14 protein-coding genes are annotated in these 17446 nt (G+C 63.3%); 7 read left to right on the plus strand and 7 right to left on the minus strand.

Going from position 1 to position 17446, the window contains the following annotated elements; genetic code table 11:
* Nucleotides 1-81: 81 nt before the first annotated feature.
* Nucleotides 82-795 (minus strand): anaerobic ribonucleoside-triphosphate reductase activating protein, encoded by a 714-nt coding sequence (gene nrdG / locus WD012_RS02445; RefSeq protein WP_339562198.1) that lies wholly within the window; start codon nucleotides 793-795, stop codon nucleotides 82-84.
* Nucleotides 796-986: 191 nt separating this feature from the next.
* Complete coding sequence (gene nrdD / locus WD012_RS02450) at nucleotides 987-3419, minus strand: anaerobic ribonucleoside-triphosphate reductase (RefSeq protein ID WP_422614339.1); 2433 nt, start codon at nucleotides 3417-3419, stop codon at nucleotides 987-989.
* A 405-nt stretch (nucleotides 3420-3824) separates the two neighbouring features.
* Between nrdD and xseA the strand changes: the two genes are divergently transcribed.
* Both xseA and WD012_RS02460 read left to right on the plus strand, forming a co-directional pair.
* Nucleotides 3825-5165, plus strand: a complete 1341-nt coding sequence (gene xseA, locus WD012_RS02455; protein ID WP_339562199.1) for an exodeoxyribonuclease VII large subunit — start codon at nucleotides 3825-3827, stop codon at nucleotides 5163-5165.
* A 94-nt stretch (nucleotides 5166-5259) separates the two neighbouring features.
* Nucleotides 5260-5565 carry an exodeoxyribonuclease VII small subunit gene (locus WD012_RS02460; RefSeq protein ID WP_339562200.1) on the plus strand — a complete coding sequence of 102 codons (306 nt, stop codon included), beginning with the start codon at nucleotides 5260-5262 and terminating at the stop codon, nucleotides 5563-5565.
* A 192-nt stretch (nucleotides 5566-5757) separates the two neighbouring features.
* Here the strand turns inward: WD012_RS02460 and WD012_RS02465 are convergent, their stop codons facing one another.
* Complete coding sequence (locus WD012_RS02465; protein ID WP_339562201.1) at nucleotides 5758-6798, minus strand: endonuclease/exonuclease/phosphatase family protein; 1041 nt, start codon at nucleotides 6796-6798, stop codon at nucleotides 5758-5760.
* A gap of 152 nt (nucleotides 6799-6950) precedes the next feature.
* Here WD012_RS02465 and WD012_RS02470 point away from each other — a divergent pair, with 152 nt between their 5' ends.
* Nucleotides 6951-8042, plus strand: a complete 1092-nt coding sequence (locus WD012_RS02470) for a hypothetical protein (RefSeq protein WP_339562202.1) — start codon at nucleotides 6951-6953, stop codon at nucleotides 8040-8042.
* A gap of 289 nt (nucleotides 8043-8331) precedes the next feature.
* Here the strand turns inward: WD012_RS02470 and WD012_RS02475 are convergent, their stop codons facing one another.
* Complete coding sequence (locus tag WD012_RS02475) at nucleotides 8332-8988, minus strand: peptide deformylase (RefSeq protein ID WP_339562203.1); 657 nt, start codon at nucleotides 8986-8988, stop codon at nucleotides 8332-8334.
* A gap of 1 nt (nucleotide 8989) precedes the next feature.
* Complete coding sequence (gene glmM, locus WD012_RS02480; RefSeq protein WP_339562204.1) at nucleotides 8990-10390, minus strand: phosphoglucosamine mutase; 1401 nt, start codon at nucleotides 10388-10390, stop codon at nucleotides 8990-8992.
* A 585-nt stretch (nucleotides 10391-10975) separates the two neighbouring features.
* On the opposite strand from glmM, the gene WD012_RS02485 reads away from it, so the two are divergent.
* The 4 genes from WD012_RS02485 to WD012_RS02500 all read left to right on the plus strand — a co-directional run bounded on the left by WD012_RS02485 (nucleotide 10976) and on the right by WD012_RS02500 (nucleotide 16378).
* Nucleotides 10976-11119, plus strand: coding sequence for a hypothetical protein (locus WD012_RS02485; protein WP_339562205.1), 144 nt, complete (start codon nucleotides 10976-10978; stop codon nucleotides 11117-11119).
* Complete coding sequence (locus WD012_RS02490; protein ID WP_339562206.1) at nucleotides 11116-11718, plus strand: cytidylate kinase-like family protein; 603 nt, start codon at nucleotides 11116-11118, stop codon at nucleotides 11716-11718. The genes WD012_RS02485 and WD012_RS02490 overlap by 4 nt, the downstream gene beginning before the upstream one ends.
* Nucleotides 11719-11736: 18 nt before the next feature.
* Nucleotides 11737-14472 carry a bifunctional amino acid transporter/iron-containing alcohol dehydrogenase gene (locus WD012_RS02495; RefSeq protein WP_339562207.1) on the plus strand — a complete coding sequence of 912 codons (2736 nt, stop codon included), beginning with the start codon at nucleotides 11737-11739 and terminating at the stop codon, nucleotides 14470-14472.
* Between the two features lie 541 nt (nucleotides 14473-15013).
* A complete protein-coding gene (locus tag WD012_RS02500; RefSeq protein WP_339562208.1) occupies nucleotides 15014-16378 on the plus strand; it encodes an aspartate aminotransferase family protein in 1365 nt (454 codons plus the stop codon).
* A 160-nt stretch (nucleotides 16379-16538) separates the two neighbouring features.
* On the opposite strand, the gene WD012_RS02505 is transcribed toward WD012_RS02500, so the two are convergent.
* Entirely contained in the window at nucleotides 16539-16907 is a 369-nt protein-coding gene (locus WD012_RS02505; protein ID WP_339562209.1) for a HepT-like ribonuclease domain-containing protein, read from the minus strand.
* On the minus strand, nucleotides 16907-17428 hold the full coding sequence (locus WD012_RS02510; RefSeq protein WP_339562210.1) for a nucleotidyltransferase domain-containing protein: 522 nt from the start codon (nucleotides 17426-17428) through the stop codon (nucleotides 16907-16909). The genes WD012_RS02505 and WD012_RS02510 overlap by 1 nt, the downstream gene beginning before the upstream one ends.
* Nucleotides 17429-17446: the final 18 nt, after the last annotated feature.

Genomic DNA, 17446 nt, shown 5'->3' on the forward strand with positions numbered 1-17446 from the left:
CGCCGGTCTGCTGTAGTCCGCCACCCGCGGCAATCCGCCATTCCCGGCGTGTGACCGGGTGGGACGCGCATCCCACCCGGCTCACTGCTCGGAGGAGATGCTGTCGTGGCCTTCGCCGGCGGCACGGTCCTTGCCGTAGATTTCCGGGATGAAGCGCTCCTGGTCGTGCAGTTTGCCCCAGATGACGGGTTCGCCTGCGGCGAAGGATTTCGGTACGTCGATGATCCGCTGGTTGCTTGACCCGCGGAATTGCAGCAAGGAATCGTGCAGGTCCTTGATATACCGGCCGTCGACGAGAATGTCGATCTCATGCAAGAGGTCGAGCTTGTCCTGGGTCTCGCCGGGGCGCATGAGCTCCTCCCACGTGTAGCCGGTCCAGCACCAGATGTCTTTCGTGTGGCCGAACCGTTCGCGGATCTTGCGCGCGAGCGGCAGCAGCACGCCCGTGTTGAGCAACGGCTCGCCGCCGAGGAAGGTGATGCCCTGCACGTAGGACTGCGACAGGTCGTCCATGATCTGCGCCTCGAGCGCGTCATTGTATTCGTGGCCGGCCTGGAAATCCCAGATCGACTTGTTGTAGCATTCCACGCAGTGGAACGGGCATCCGGACACGTACAGGGAGCAGCGGATGCCTTCGCCGTCGGTCATGAGGAACCGCTTGTAGTCGGCGATCATGTTGTGGCTCATCCGGTTCGTCCATTGCCCGGCTTTCGGGTTGTTCGACCGGTTGGTCGGGATGAACGGGCCGCGGCCGGTCTCCCCCGCCGCGAAATCATGCAATGTCGTTGCTGCCATCTGTACTTCCCTGCTCCTTGGCTCCTTGTTGTGTTCCGGGCACGCCGCCGAAGTCTGCCCGCACGGCAATGACGGCCGCGTGCAGCGTGCATCGCGGCCGTCATCACTGTTTCCCGGTTCGCTGCCGCCGGAATCCGCCCGACAGCCTATGCCCCGGTGTTGTCCGGGTTGTCCGGATTATGTGCTCCGGGTTACTTGGTCTCCTCGAACCATTCGCGCTCGGAACCGTCCTTGAGTGTCACATGGCCGGTCTCACCGCTCATGTGCTTGACACGGTGGGCGATCTCCTCGTGGCGGCCGTGCACCATCGGGCGCTGGACCGGGTTGCCCAGGTATCCGCAGGTACGCTTGGTCACGTTGCACTTGTCGGGGTCGGAGTTGCCGCACTCGGGGCACTTGAAGCCCTCTTCGGTCGGTTCGAAATCACCCTGGAAACCGCATACGAAGCAGTGGTCGATCGGCGTGTTGGTGCCCAGGTAGCCGATGCCGATCTTGTAGGCGTAATCCCACACGGCCTCGAGCGCCTTGGGGTTGTCCTGCAGGCACGGGAACTCGCAGTAGTTGATGAAGCCGCCGGACGCGTAGTAGGGGAAGTCCTTCTCGTAGTCGAGCTTCTCCATCGGCGTCGGGGACAGCCACACCGGGTAGTGGAAGGAGTTGGTGTAGAAGTCGTGGTCGGTCACGCCTTCGACGCGGCCGAACTTCTCGCGGTCCATGCGGTTGAAGCGGTCCGTGAGGCTTTCCGCCGGCGTGGAGTACACCGAATAGTGGTAGCCTTCGGCCTTGCACCACTGCTTGCACAGCTGGTTCATGCGCTTGACGATGGACAGCGCGAACTCCTTGCCTTCCGGGTCCCAGCTGTGGTCGCGCATCCAGTCCTTGCCGTAGAACACCGCTGTCGCCTCGTACAGGCCGATGTAGCCCAGGGAGACGGTGGCGCGCTCGTTGCGGAAGAGCTGGTCGACGTTGTCGTTGGCGCCGAGGCGGCCGAAGGCACCGTAGCGGAACAAGGTCGGCGCGTTGACCGGGGTGGCCTGCTTGCAGCGCATGATGCGGAACTGCAGCGCCTGGTGCGCGATCTCCATACGCTCGTCGAACAGCTTCCAGAAGCGGTCCTTGTCGCCGTGGGATTCGAGAGCGATGCGTGGCACGTTGACGGTGACGACGCCGAGGTTCATGCGGCCGTCCTCGACGTCCTTGCCGGTCTTGGGGTCGATCCAGCCCTGCAGGAAGGAACGGCAGCCCATCGGGGCCTTGAAGGAGCCGGTGATCTTGACGATGTTGTCGTAGAAGACGACATCCGGGTACATGCGCTTGGTGGAGCATTCGAGCGCCAGCTGCTTCATATCGTAGTTCGGGTCGCCCGGGTCGGCGTTGATGCCGTGCTTGATGGTGAACACGAGCTTCGGGAAGATGGCGGTGTGACGGTCCTTGCCCAGGCCGCGGATGCGGTTGAGCAGGATGGACCGCTGGATCTCGCGGGCGAACCACGAGGTGCCCAGGCCGAAGCCGACGGTCACGAACGGGGTCTGACCGTTGGACACGCGGTTGGAGTTGATCTGGTATTCCATGGTCTGCATGGCGTCGTAGATCGCCTTGCGGGTCATGATCTTCGCGTAGATCTCACGGATCTGCTGGATCGGGTCGGCATCCGCGTCGAACGGGACGTCGTCGGGCAGCGGGGCGCGGTTCTCGAAGTGCAGGCCGGACGGCTCCTGGGCCTTGAGCCCGCGCACGACGGTCTGCGCGGCGTCGACGGGCATATCGTCCGGGAACATGGCGTGGGCCATCTTCAGGTGCTTCTCATAGTCGAGCTTCGCATACGGCTCGAGCATCTCGTCGGCGCGGTTGACGGTCTGGCCGCCATACTGGGCGCCCGCGATGTCCTTGATGATCTGCGTGATCTGCGTGGCGGCGGTGCCGATGGACTTCGGGGAGTCCATCATCGCGTTGCCGAGCTCGAACCCGTGGGCGAGCATGTCGCCGAAGTCCGGCAACGAGCAGTTGGTCATCGCGGTGAATGGCGAGTAGTCGGCGTCATGGAAGTGGATGTCGCCCTTCATATGGGCGTTGGACACGGCGTCGGGCAGCATGGAGAACGCAGACGCCTTGGAGACGGCGCCGGCGAGCAGGTCGCGCTGCGTGGCATAGACGTTGGAATCCTTGTTCGCGTTCTCACGCACAAGGGATTCGTCGCGGTTGACCAGACGGCTGACCGCTTCGTTGATATCGGTGGCCTTGGCGCGCTCGATGTCCTTGTTCAGACGGTAGTTCGTGTAGTTGCGGGCGACCTCATACAGATGATCTTCGATGAGACCGTGCTCGACCAGGTTCTGGATGTCCTCGATCTTGGCGGGACCGTTGTAGCGTTCCTTGATCTCGCCTTCGACCTGGTTGGCGAGGTCGCGGATCAGCTGCTCCTCCTCCGGGCCGATCTCCTTGTCGAGATCCTTGAAGGCGGACTTGACGGCGCTGATGATGTTGATCGGGTCGAATTCGACGATTCGGCCGTCACGCTTCTCGACGAGCACCTTGCCCATGGCTGCCTTCCCTTCCGCGACGGTGTTCTCTGTGTCGCTTTCCGGGGCGGCGGTCAGCGGCGCATCAAGAACCTGCATGTCCATTGGGTTCCGTCCTTTCCCTTGGCCGGGCTCCTCCCGGCCTTCTTCGTTCTGTATTTGCCCCATCGACTGTACCACGATATCTAGTGCACGAATATGCGACGTTGTCCTAGATGTAGTAGCAAACCGCATGGTTCCGCCAAAATGGAGACAAATGTGATGAAGATAACTTCACCCTCCCCGCGTGTCGTTCACGACACGCCATCGCGGACGGATAAAACGTGCTATACGCGCCCGCGAGTGGTCGCTGTTGTCCGTTCGATGAGCGACAGTTAAGGCTATCAGCACCCGGCGAGGACTGCGCCAGTCCACGGGGAACGCCGGACAGGACAGGCCGCACGGGCGGCCGGCGAACACACGGGCGGCCGGCGAACACACGGACGCCGCAGCAGGGCACAGAGGAGTTTTATGCAAGGATTCGGGTACAACCAGGGGTATGCGGCCCCCGGGGCCATACAGGCGCCCAAGCCGCTCGACCAGCTGCCACGACTGGCGCGCGACACCACCGCGGAGAACCCGTGGCCGGTCAGCGTGGTCAGCCAGAAATACCATGACGCGGTCGAGCGCTGGCCGGCGTCGTGGGTCGAAGGCCAGATCGTCGAAATCAACATGCGGCGAAGCACGTCCGGCTACATCACGCTGCGCGACAACACCCAGGACATCTCGATGTCCGTCATGGGGTTCAGGAACTTCGTCGCCATGGCCCGCGAGTTCAGGCAAGGCGACCGCGTCGTCGTCCACGGCAAGCCGGAAGTATGGGTGAAAGCGACTCGCCTGAGCTTCGTCGCCGACGACATCCGCCGCGTCGGGGCCGGCGACCTCAAGGCGCAGATCGACGAGCTGCGCAAGAGGCTCAAGGGCGAAGGCCTGTTCGATGCCGAAAACAAGATTGAACTGCCGGAATTCCCCCGGTGCATCGGCCTGATCTGCGCACCCCAGGCGCGCGCCGAAGGCGATGTCATCACCAACGTGAACCTACGCTGGCCGGCGGTGGACTTCGTGGTCGAGCACGTGCACGTCCAAGGCGCGCAATGCCCGCCGGAAGTCGTGCAGGCGATCCGCAAGCTCGACGACGACCCGCGCGTGGACGTCATCATCGTCGCACGCGGCGGCGGCAGTTTCGAGGACCTCATCGGCTTCTCCGACGAAAGCGTGGTACGTGCCACGGCGGCATGCCGCAAGCCCATCGTCTCGGCCATCGGACACGAGGACGACTGGACGCTCATCGATCTGGCCGCCGACCTTCGCGCCTCGACGCCGACGGATGCAGCAAAGAAGGTTGTGCCGGATGTGCGTGAGCAGTGGCAGCTCATCACCAATGCCTGGCAACGCATGAACCTGCGCATGGACGCCTTGGTCGGCAACGAGCAGCGGCTTATCGAAGGCTATGCGAACCGGCCGAGCCTGACCAACCCGAGCACCATGCTCGAACCGCATCAGCGGCTGGTTGACGACGCCGTGCAACGCATGAGATACGGGTTGACCCGCATTGTCGACGACGCCAGCATGAGCGTCGAAAAGCTGCACGCCAGCCTCACCGCCATGAGCCCGCAGGCGACCCTCAACCGCGGGTACGCCGTCGTGCAGACCGCCGACGGTCATGTGCTTGACAACGCGGCCGACGCGAGGGCGGGCGAACGCCTTGCCATCACCTTGCATCACGGCACCCTGCTCGCCGAAACCATCGGGCAGGCCGGCAACAGCGAGACCGGCAACAGCGAGGCCCCCGCCGGCGATACCGGCGAGTGATACAGCCACCGTCGCACGCTGCCGTCGCACACCCCCTATTCACAACACCAACCGCGAAACAACCGACACATCCACAGCCATGGAAGGAACACCGATGACATCAGAACCACAGAAGCCCCAGAACGCCGAAGCCCCCGCCTCGAGCCTGACCCAGGAGGAGCACGAGCGCATCGCATCCATGTCGTACGAGGAGGCACGCGACCAGCTGATCCAGGCCGTGCAGGCGCTCGAGGCCGGCGGCCTGAACCTCGACCAGTCCATGCGCCAGTGGGAGCTCGGCGAGGCGCTCGCCAAGCGCGCCCAGACGCTGCTCGACCAGGTGCGCGCCAAGCTCGACGCCGCACAGGCCCAGCAGCAGACCTCGGCGGACACCGCCGGCACGCAGTCCAACCTCGAGTAAGCCCGGCAGACCGTCCGCCTGAGCTCTTGCCGAACACGGCCAATCGCCCAGGCGGACAGCACATTCGGCAACGCGAACGATACCGGCGATTGCGGGCTGCTGCTCAGGCGGTCGTTGAAGTCCTGCCGCATCAGCATGAACCGGCGTCGGTCTGCATTGCCGCCGCGTGCCGCCGAACGCCGGTCAGATCGGTCACCCGACCTGCAATGTGGCGAGCAACGCGGCGTGGTCGGAACCCGCCACATGCCGGGCCTGCACCTGCCCGGCGACCATGCCCTGGTCGATCAGGATATGGTCGATGCCCGCGAAGGCCGGTACCCCGGTGCGATTCGTCGGCCACGTCAGCACGAGACCGTGACCGGCCTGGCGCGTGGCATCGGAGAACCTCGATCCGAGGATATTGCGGAACGCGGCATGGTCATACGTGGCGTTGAAATCCCCCATCATCACGTACGCCGTGCCGGTTTTCTGCCGCATGAGGGACAGCTCGTTCAACGCCCTGTTCCACTGGGACCAATACCCCGGTTGGGGTGACGTGGTATGCACGGAAATGAACCGCACCTGCACGCCGCCCATATCGACCGTCCCCGCGGGCATGAACGAGGCGCTCGAATGGACCTCGTCATCCACGGGATCGTCAAGTGCGACCGCCGACCACAGGCCGTTGCCATACACGCCGTCGGACGATGAGACCTGCGAATACGGCAGATAATCGCCGATACCATCCGCTTCCAGCTGTTTGACGAACGCGTCCGTGGTCTCCTGCAAGGCGAGCACTTCAACACGTTCGTCGCGGACCAGGTTGACCACCGCCTGGGGGTCGGCCTGCCCCTTGAACACGTTGAGCGTCATCACCCTCGCATAATGGTCGCCGGTGATGGCATGCGCCTGCCCGACGGCACTCACCGCCGCATCCGACAGCGCAGCCTGCGGCCGGAAGAACGGCGCCTGCCACCACACCTGCGCCGCGACACACGCCAATGCGACCAGCGCCACGAACCAGCGGTTCGACACCAGTGCCAGCACCAGCGCGAGCGCGGCAAGGACCGCGAACCACGACGTGAGCGACACGATGACGGGCACGTACGGCAACGCTTGCAGATCAGCGGGAAGCGCACGCGCGGCGGTGCCGAGCGCCGACACGATCATCAGCAACGCGGCGCACACGCCGAGCAGCACATGCCGGTGTTTGGCTCCGGCAACAGACGCCGACGAATTGGTTATTCCAGCCATCACATCTCCGTTTTCCTTGTCGTGGACCCTCACCACGTGTATCCTCACCACTGTAATGCGCTGGCGCCCGCCTGCCATCACAGGCGAGCGAACCATCGCGCAATGCTCACCAGTCGGTTATGCTTGAACCAACCGACACGAGAAGGACCGGCATGAGCGACCCCACGACACCACCCCAGCATTTTGAAGCATTACGGGACTTCGCCAACGACCTGCTGAGCCATTCCGGCCTGCAGGGGCCGACCTTCCTGTGGGACCGTTCCATCCACGACGACGCTCAAGGCGATGACGCCGAACGCGAAAACATACCCGTCGCTCCCCCCGAAGAGGCGAAGCAGATCATCGACGCGCCGATCCGCTGGTATCTACGCGCCATGGATTCGCTCAGCCCCACCCCGCAGGCCGACGGGGCCGACGGCATCAACCGGACGGACATGCCGACCTTCTACTACAGCACCGGTGCTCTCTGCGGTGTCGAGGCGGTGGTCGGGAACGCGCTCATGAGCACCAGGTGGCGTGACGCGGCCGGCAATCTTGCCACCGCACTGACCACGACATCCTCGTTCCTCGGCAGCATCGCCGACCGGGAAGGCGAAGGGCTCTCCTATCTCAAGCGCCTGATCGATGAGACGCGCATCTACTTCGACAGCGTGGCCCAGCATGCCGATCCGGTCACCGGCGGCCAGGCGCTCGACGAAATCATATCGGCAGCGTGCCGCGAGGATTTCCGGTTCAACCCGGTGCAGATGGTCCAGCTCATCGCGTGCTCGCTGCCATTCGCCCAATGGGACGACACGCGGGTATTCGTCTATGATGCGATCGACCGTGCCCAGGCGACCATGACATCGGTCGAGCGCGATATCCGTTCCAACGACAAGGATGATCCCGCCGGCAATCTTATGATGGATTCCGAGGGGAATCTGGTCGACGTGTCCGCAGGCGGCATCCGTGAGCAGTTCGACATCTCGATGCTCATGCTGCGCCATGACGTCCTGCGTATCTGCGGCGAGGACGAACAGGCCGACAGCATGCTCAGCGAGCATAGCGACATCGAACCGATGGCTGACGCGTACGCGGCCCAGCTCATCAGGCGCGGGCAATGGCGGCGGCTTCGCGATTTCGCCGCTCGTGTGCTCGCCGACGACCCGTATCAGCAGATGGCGCTGATCCCGCCGCAGCTGGCACCGGACGACTGGCACACCATTCTCGATCTGGCGCAATACGAGCTCGCGCACGGGCAGTAAGCCGTGTGGCAAGACGCGCGTGTTGCTATGCGACGACCTGTCTCGTGTGCATGATCATAGGCACGGCGACCCCTAAAACCGGCACGGCCGAATGCACCAAACCGACCACCGACACTGAGGGCCCCGTCAGCGTCGGCAGAGGGTTATGGCTCTGCTTCCACCGACACTGAGATGACTCTAAGCGTCGGCAGAGGGTTATTGTTCCGCCTCTGCCGACACTTACGATGCAGTCAACGTCGGCGGAAGGTCGCGAATCGCACGTGTCTGATTGCCGATGGTGTCGCTTGGCTCAGTTGAGTTTGAAGCCGAGTTCCTTCGCCGCGGCGATCGGGACCGGGTCGTCGCACCAGTAGTCCTCGACGTTCTCGTCAGTGGCCAGCGAGCGGATCTGTGCACGGTCGATATACAGTTCGCCGCTGAGATGGTCGGTCTCATGCTGGAAGATGCGGGCCGGCCAGCCGTGCAGCTGCTCCTCATGCCATGTGCCGTCCATGTCCTGCCAACGCGCGGTGATATTCCGCCAACGCTTGCGGACCGCCTGATAGCCTTCGAAACTCAGGCAGCCCTCGTAGAAGCTGCGCGTTTCCGTGCCGATCGGCTGGTAGGACGGGTTGATGATCGCGTGGAACGGGAATTCCGAGATCTCCCGCGGATCATCCAAGTCGTCGCCGATATGGTCTTCGACCACCGCCAAGGCGAGTCCCAGACCGATCTGCGGGGCGGCCAAGCCGACGCCGGGCGCTTCGATCATGGTCGTACGCATCGTTTCGACGAGCTTGGTGAGCGTGCTCTTGCTCAACTGGCCGTTGTACCGGCGCGTCGGCTGGCGCAGCACCGGTTCCCCGACCTGCACGATCGGGAGGATCCCTTCGCTGCCCCCGGATCTCAGCAGGCTCTCGACAGCCCGGTTGAGCCCCAAGTCGATACTCGAACCTCGTGTGAACATGTTATGCCAGCTCCTCCGCGACGACTTTGGCGAGACGGTCGCACACCTCGTCCGCCTGCTGCTGGGTGGCGGCCTCGGCCATCACGCGCACCAGCGGTTCGGTGCCGCTCGGGCGCAGCAGCACACGGCCGGTCTCCCCCAGCAATTCGGTTTCCTTCTCCACGGCCTTCTGCACGGCGGCGTTCGTGGTGACCGCCTGCTTGTTGGCGCACCGGACGTTGACCAGCTGCTGCGGCAGCTGCGGGAAGTCGGCGGCAAGCTGCTTGAGGCCCTTGCCGGACTTGACGACCTCGTTGCACAGGGTCAGCGCGGTGAGCGTACCGTCGCCGGTCGTGGCGAACTCGCGGTTGATTACATGGCCGGACTGTTCGCCGCCCAGCGAATAGTCGCCGCGCAGCATCTCCTCGAGCACGTACCGGTCGCCCACATTGGTCTGCACGGTCTTGATGCCCATGTCCTTGAGGGCGAGCTTGAGGCCGAGGTTGCTCATGACCGTCACCACGAGCGTGTCGTGGTTGAGCTTGCCTTCGCGCTTCTTGGCGCGCGCGAGGATACCCATGATCTGGTCGCCGTTGACCATATTGCCGTCCTCGTCCACGGCGAGGCAGCGGTCCGCGTCACCATCGAAGGCGACGCCCATCGCGCTGCCGGTGGCCCTGACCATGGCCTGCAGCTGCTCGGGGTGCGTGGAACCGGCACGGTCGTTGATGTTGTACCCGTCAGGCGACGCGTTGATGACGATGACCTCGGCACCCGCGCGACGCAACGCCTCGGGGGCGACCACGGAGGTGGCGCCGTTGGCGCAGTCGGCGACCAGACGCAGGCCGGCGAGCGGCTTCGGCTGGGTCTTGTCCGGTCCGACGACCGGTGCGATGGTGGAGACCAGGTGGTCGATGTACAGGTTCGTGGCGGTCACGGTGTCATGGCTGATACGGCCCACGCCGGCGCCCGTCGGGCGGTCCCAGTCCTTGCCGAGCACGGCCTCGATCTCGTCCTCCTTGCTGTCGGGCAGCTTGAAGCCGCCGCGCGCGAAGAACTTGATACCGTTATCGGGCATCGGGTTATGCGATGCGGAAATCACCGCGCCCATCTCGACGTTGAGTACGGAGGTGAGGAACGCGATGCCCGGCGTCGGGATGATGCCGACGTCGATGACATCGAAGCCGCCGGCGCTCATACCCGCCGACAATGCAGACGACAGGAAGTCGCCGGAGACACGGGTGTCGCGCCCCACCAACGCGCGACGCCGTCCCTCGGTATGGTCACCGTCGCCCTTGCCTTGCGGCGCATCGGCCTGGCCGAGCACGCGGACGGCGGCGTCTCCCAGATCCAATGCCAGTCGGGCGGTCAGATCCCTGTTCGCCAGCCCGCGCACACCATCGGTTCCGAACATTTTCGGCATGGTTGTAGTCCTCGCTTCTTTGACATGAATATGCTGAGTTCCATCGTACCTACCCGTGCTCCCAACTGCGCCATCCGCGCGGTTATAGCACGGTATCCGCGCAATCGGCGCCGCCCGGCCACTTCCACGTCACCGGTGAGGGAACACCGGCGCGGAAATGTCCACGGCGACAATCGGCTCGTCTGGACAAATGCGACACCTTGTTACCGCTCAGGAACATCCACGAATCGATCAACATGTCCGGAATGTGGAACGCTCCGCTCGCGTCCTTTCCCCATTGCGGCAACCGTGCCGATACGCACAACGACCGCCGGGACAACGAATCACGCAACTGCGCACGCCGAATGTTACGCCCGTGTTCCGTCCGCGTAATCGGCGCATGAATGGCGGGAAACACACGAAACCTTTCGCTTTTATAACAAAAGGACAGATTTCACAAGTCCTCCACCGATCCACAAGAACGGCACAGACAAGCGGAATCTCCCATATCCATGGCGTACGGCACGTTCGCGGGACCTGCGGAACCGGTTGGATCCGCCGCATATATCCGCCACGCGTGACGGTATATACAGAAAGAGGATTCGCATGAGATTCGCAGGCATCGAAGCCCCGGCACAGGGCGGCAGCCGCGCGGAGCACCCACACACCGCCAACACCCCGCATGCGACGCGCACCGCGTTCCGCGCGCGGGCCGCATGCACCGCCGACAGCAAGGAGACGGCACGATGAACTTCAACCCGGACCACATCATCATCACCATCGGATGCGAATACGGCGCCGGCGGCCCGCAGATCGGCAAGATGCTCGCCGACGCGCTCGGCATCGAATACTACGATCGCGACCTGGTCGACAAGGTCGTCAACCAGCTGGGCGTCAGCCGCGGCCTCGTCGAACAGGCCGACCAGAAGACGAACGTCCAGTATGCGTTCGAGACATCGCTCGGCCCGCGCTACGCGAACCTCAGCAACCGCGTCATCTTCACCCAGTCCGAGGTCATCAATGACCTTGCCGAGAAGTCGTCATGCGTCATCATCGGCCGTTCCGCCAACTATCTGCTGCGTGAGCGCGACGACGTGCTCGACGTGTTCCTGTACGCGCCGAAGGACGTACGCATCGAATCCATCATGGAACAGGACCACGTAGACGCCAAGAAAGCCAAGGAAATCGTCGAATACAACGACGAGCTCAACCATTCGCGGCACAAGTACATCACCGGCACCCACCGCGGCGACCGCAGCCAGCGCGACCTGCTGCTCGACACCAGCCTGCTGGGCTGGGACAAGACCGCGAAATATCTGCTGACGCTCGTCGAGATGCTGGGCGAGTGACGAGAGGGAGTGAGACAGATGGCTGACAAGAAAGCATCGGAATTCGACAAGGTCTTCAACGTCTGGGATATTCTCGTCATCGCCTTCGGCGCCATGATCGGATGGGCCTGGGTCGTCTCCAGCGGCGACTGGATCGACCGCGGCGGCGTGGTCGGCGCCATGCTCGGCTTCGTGCTGGGCGGCGTCATGATCTTCTTCATCGGCCTGACCTACGCGGAGCTGACACCCGCCATGCCGGACTGCGGCGGCGAACACGTATTCAGCTACCGCGCCATGGGGCCGACCGGGTCGTTCGTGTGCACGTGGGCGATCATCCTCGGCTATGTGAGCGTCGTATGCTTCGAGGCGTGCGCCATGCCGACGATCATCACCTACCTGTTCCCGGGCTTCCTGCAAGGATACCTGTACACGGTCGCCGGATTCGACATCTACGCTTCCTGGCTTGCGGTGGCCATCATCATGGCCGTGTTCATCACGTACATCAACATCCGCGGCGCGAAAACGGCGGCGATCGTACAGACCGTGCTCACCTGCGTCATCGGCGGCGCAGGCATCCTGCTGATCGCCGGCTCCGTGATCAGCGGCACCCCGTCCAACCTTGAAGGACAGGCGTTCGTCGGCGGCAACACCGCGAGCGTATTCGGCAATATCCTGCGCGTCGCGATGATGACGCCGTTCTATTTCATTGGTTTTGACGTGATTCCGCAGGCGGCCGAGGAAATCAACGTGCCGCTCAAGAAGATCGCGAAGATGCTGCTCCTGTCGATCCTCCTCGCCGTGGCGTTCTACGTGCTGATCATCTTCGCCGTCGGCTACGTGCTGAACCCCGCGGCCATCGCGCAGTCCGAGAATTCCGGCAGCGGCCTGGTGACCGCGGACGCCATGGCCCGCGCCTTCCACACCGATGTCATGGCCAAAGTGCTGATCATCGGCGGCCTGTGCGGCGTGGTGACCTCGTGGAACTCCTTCATGATCGGCGGCAGCCGCGCCATGTACTCCATGGCCGAGTCCTACATGATCCCGCCGGTGTTCGGCAAGCTGCACAAGAAGTACAAGACCCCGTGGGTGGCGATCGGCCTGATCGGTCTGCTCAGCTGCCTCGCCCCGCTGCTCGGTCGCAAGATGCTCGTGTGGATCGTGGACGCCGGCAACCTCGCGTGCTGCGTCGCCTACTGCATGGTCGCGATCTCCTTCGTGATCCTGCGCAGGAAGATGCCCGACATGCCCCGCCCGTACAAGGTGAAGCATTACAAGTTCGTAGGCTTCATGGCCATCGTCATGTCCGGCTTCATGGTCGTCATGTACTGCATCCCCGGCAGCGCGGCGGCCCTCGTTCCCACCGAGTGGGCGTTCGTCGGCGGCTGGGCGCTGCTCGGCGTGGTCTTCTACTTCGCGTGCAAGGCGCGCTATGGCAAGAAGTTCGGCACGCTGGTCGAAGTCGCCAATGACGAGCTTGACCAGGATTACGCCCGCGAACGCTCCGCCGCCGCCTCCATCGCAGCCGGCGAGGCCGTCGGGGCCGCATCCGCCGCCAAAGTCGCCACCATCGGCCAGGCGGAGGTCAGCGCGGCGGTGTCAGCGGTCACTGCGGCGGCCACGGCTACCGCAGCCGAACCTACGGCACGCACGTTCAGCTACTATGCCCCGGTCAATCTCACCTTCGGCGCGGGCACACTGGCGAAAGCCGGTGAACTCGCCAAGCCGCTCGGCTCCAGGGCGCTTATCGTGACCGGCCGCTCCAGCGCCAAGAAGACCGGCGTGTACGACAAGGTCAACGATTCGCTCACGGCGGCGGGCATCACCACCGGCCTGTTCGACAAGGCGTCGGCCAACCCGCTGACGACGACGGTCGAGGAGGGTGCGCGCCTCGCGAAGGACGGCGGCTATGACATGGTCGTCGGCCTGGGCGGCGGCTCGGTGATGGACTGCGCCAAGGGCATCGCGTTCATGGCGAAGAACGACGGCGACATCAACGATTACATCTACGGGCGCAAGTCCAGTGACGTTGCGCTGCCGCTCATGCTCATCCCCACGACGTGCGGCTCCGGTTCCGAGGCCAACGGCTTCGCGGTGCTGACGAACCCGGAGAACGGCGACAAGAAGTCGCTGCGATGCCCGGCGATCATGGCGAAACGCTCCATCGTGGACCCTGAGGCGATGATGACCATGCCCAAGGGCCAGCTGGCGGCGGTCGGTTTCGACGCCTTCTGCCACTGCTTCGAGGCGTACACGGCCAAGAACGCGCAGCCGTTCACTGACGCGCTCGCGCTCTACGCGATTCCGCTCATTCTTGAGAGCCTGCCGCGGCTTGTCGCCGGCACGGGCACGCTCAAGGACTGGGAACACATGTCCCAGGCGGCCACAATCGGCGGCCTGGTAATCGGTACGGCGGGCATCACGCTGACGCACGCCATGGAACACCCGGTCAGCGGGCTGAAGAACGTGACGCACGGCAAGGGGCTGGCAGCCATCGCGCCGACCGTCGTGGATGCCACATGGCAGGGCGACCGCTTCAAGTTCGGCAGGCTGGCGCGGCTGATGGGCGGGTACACGGCCGAGGACTGCGCCGAGAAGATCCGCGGCTTCGAACGCAGCATCGGGCTGGATGTGACGCTGAGCGCACTGGGCATCAGCGAATCCGACATCCCGTGGCTCACGGAGAATGCCATGAAGGTCTCCCCCGCCAATATCGCGAACACGCGTACCGAGATCGGCGCGGAAGATATCGCCGAGCTGTACCGTAAGGCGCTGTGACCGGTCAAGGCGAGACCTGGGCGACCCCCTCAGACGATGGCCGCCGCATGACGATGCGTATGCATCCGTTGTGCGGCGGCCGTCGCGCATGTGCCGCACGTATCCCATCACGTGCGATACCGCTCAAGCCATGTGAGCGGCTCCTATCGGCTCCCATCGGTTCCCTCCTGGACATCTCGTGGAAATGTCCACGTTGTGGACAGGCCGCAGACGGGTATCGGGGATCGTCCGAAGGATGCGCCGCGGCCAAACACCATGGCAGCAACGCATCCGGCATTCCACAGGCAATCCTGCAATCCCCGGAATTCCAACACCTGTCAGCCCCATGTCGAGGGCGTAACCAGCTATCGCCGATTGTCGTTAAGACGCGAATGTTACGAATAAAGCACGCCTGTTTCAGCAAAGCAACGACCCCGTTTCGGGATAACGAACCGTGGGCAACACGCGGGTGTTAAACATTTCCTTGTCAGGTAAGACGGCGACGAAATCCGCAGTATTCCGCCACCGTTGTTGCGAAATACATAGTCAAGGAGATACCGCGATGACATTGGCCGAAGATATGCCCCAGATTGTCACTGAAAGCGTTCCGGGCCCCAAGACCCAAGAATTCCTCAAAAAGCGCAACGCGAACGTTCCCGCCGGCATGTGCATCAACACGTATCCGGTGTGCATCAAGCGTGGCGAAGGCGCCATGTTCGAAGACATCGACGGCAACAAGTTCCTTGATTGGATCGGCGGCGTCGGCGTGCTCAACATCGGGTACTCCCGTCCTGAGCTTGTCAAGGCCGTGCAGGATCAGGCCACCAAGTATTTCCATGCGCTGTTCACCGTCATCGGCCATGAAGGCTATGTCGATCTCGCAGAAGGCCTGAACAACACGATTCCGTGTCGCGGCGACCACAAGAAGACCTATTTCGCCAACTCCGGCGCCGAATGTGACGAGAACGCCATCAAGATCGCCAAGGCCTACACCGGCCGCCAGGGCGTGATCTGCTTCTCCGGCGCATTCCACGGCCGCACCAACCTGACCATGGCTCTTACCGCCAAGAAGGCCTACTCCCGCGGCATGGGCCCGTTCCCGGCGGACATCGCCCGAGCCCCGTATCCGTACCTGTATCGCGCGCCGAAGGGTTACTCCGAGGCGGAAGCCATCGACTACTACGTGGACGGCCTGAAGAAAGTGTTCGACCAGGGCATCCCGGCGAAGGAAGTCGCCTGTCTGCTCGTCGAACCGCTCCAGGGCGAAGGCGGATTCATCCCCGCCCCGATCGAATGGGTCAAGGCCGTGCGCAAGATCTGCGACGAGAACGGTATCCTGCTCATCGCCGATGAAGTCCAGTGCGGCAACTGCCGTACCGGCAAGTACTTCGCCTCCGAATACTGGGCCGAGGCGGGCGCCGCGCCGGACATCGTGACCACCGCGAAGTCCCTCGCCGGCGGCATGCCGATCTCCGCGATCACCGGCCGCGACGAGGTCATGGACGCCGCTCCGGCGGGCACCATCGGCGGCACCTTCTGCGGCAACCCGCTGTCCTGCGCGGCCGGCATCGCCGCCATGAAGATTTACAAGGAAGAGGACTTCCCGGCCAAGGCCCGCCACATCGGCGAGCAGGTGACCGCAGGATTCAAGGCGATGGCCGAAAAGTACGACGTCATCGGCGATGTCCGTGGACTCGGCGCGATGATCGGCGTGGAATTCGTCAAGGATCGCGAGACCAAGGAGCCGGCCACCAAGCTCGTCGCCGACCTCATCCAGGAAGCCCTGCAGCGCGGCCTGCTCATGGAATCCGCAGGCACCGACAGCAATGTCATCCGCTTCCTCGCCCCGCTCGTCATGACCGATGAGCAGACCAAGCGCGGTCTGGAGATCTTCGAGGAGTCCCTCAAGGCGGCGCTCGCGAAGTAAGCGGCGCAGGTGGTTGCCATACGTATTCCGCGGATTCGGCGGATTCGCCTGTGGCAATCGCCTCGATAACGTAACACGTAAGTGGCGGGTCATCCTATCGCAACGGTCGGATGGCCCGCCACTTGTATGTCTGCAAGAACCCCGTTGCCGACACCGGCGTTCAATCCTCGATGGCGTCAAGATACGGCTGCAATTGGGCAAGCAGCCGCGGAACATCCACCGTGGCGGATACGTACAGAGCGTCAGGGTCGATTTCGTCGTATTCATGGACGATGGCATTGCGCAATCCCCGCAGTTCATGCCACGGCAGCTGCGGGACCTCCTCGAGGAACCCGTCGGACAGCTTCCGCGCAGCCTCCTGGGCCTGGACCATATCCATAGCGACCGAATTGAACCTCATGTAATCCGTTTCCAGCTCCCGAGCCGAAGCAACCGCGCTGGCATCACGGCTTGCGCGGGCCAGATGTTCCGCGAGACGGATAAGATTCGTGTCATCCCTGAATCGCTGGTCGGTATGTCGTCGATGCATCACACCACCCGAACCATATCACGCTGAATATGCTCGTAGAACCGTCTGCTTGCGCGGCTGCGCTGCGCGTGCCGACGCAATGAGGCAAGCGAGGTCAGCGAGACTTCCCTACCAAACGACCGCTCCAGTTCATTCTTCAATCGCGCAAGGTCGCCCATGCCGAATCGGCTTGCCTCCCGCAAGACATACAGCAAGTCGATATCGGAATCGTCATCCGCCTCCCCACGAGCGAATGAACCGTACAGATACACTTGTGCAAGACCGTATTTCTTTGCGATGGCACCGGTGATCAGCTTCAGCGTCGCGGTATCGACGGTACTGCCGGACTTCACCGTGATACTTGATGTCGCCGTGAGATCGGAAAGGGCCTCGTCATACCGTTGCAGGAAATCCTGGGTCGGATTGCCGCCGTGTTCCGCCCGGGATAATGCCGATTGCGTGGTGCCCATCCGCGACGCCACCGTCTGCTGGCTCAACCCCGTCTCAAGACGGCGGGCCTTCAATGCGTCAATGGTGTCCATAGCACCACTATAGCATAT

Origin of the sequence: Bifidobacterium thermophilum, from assembly GCF_037482445.1 — a bacterium.
GTDB lineage: Bacteria > Actinomycetota > Actinomycetes > Actinomycetales > Bifidobacteriaceae > Bifidobacterium > Bifidobacterium thermophilum_B.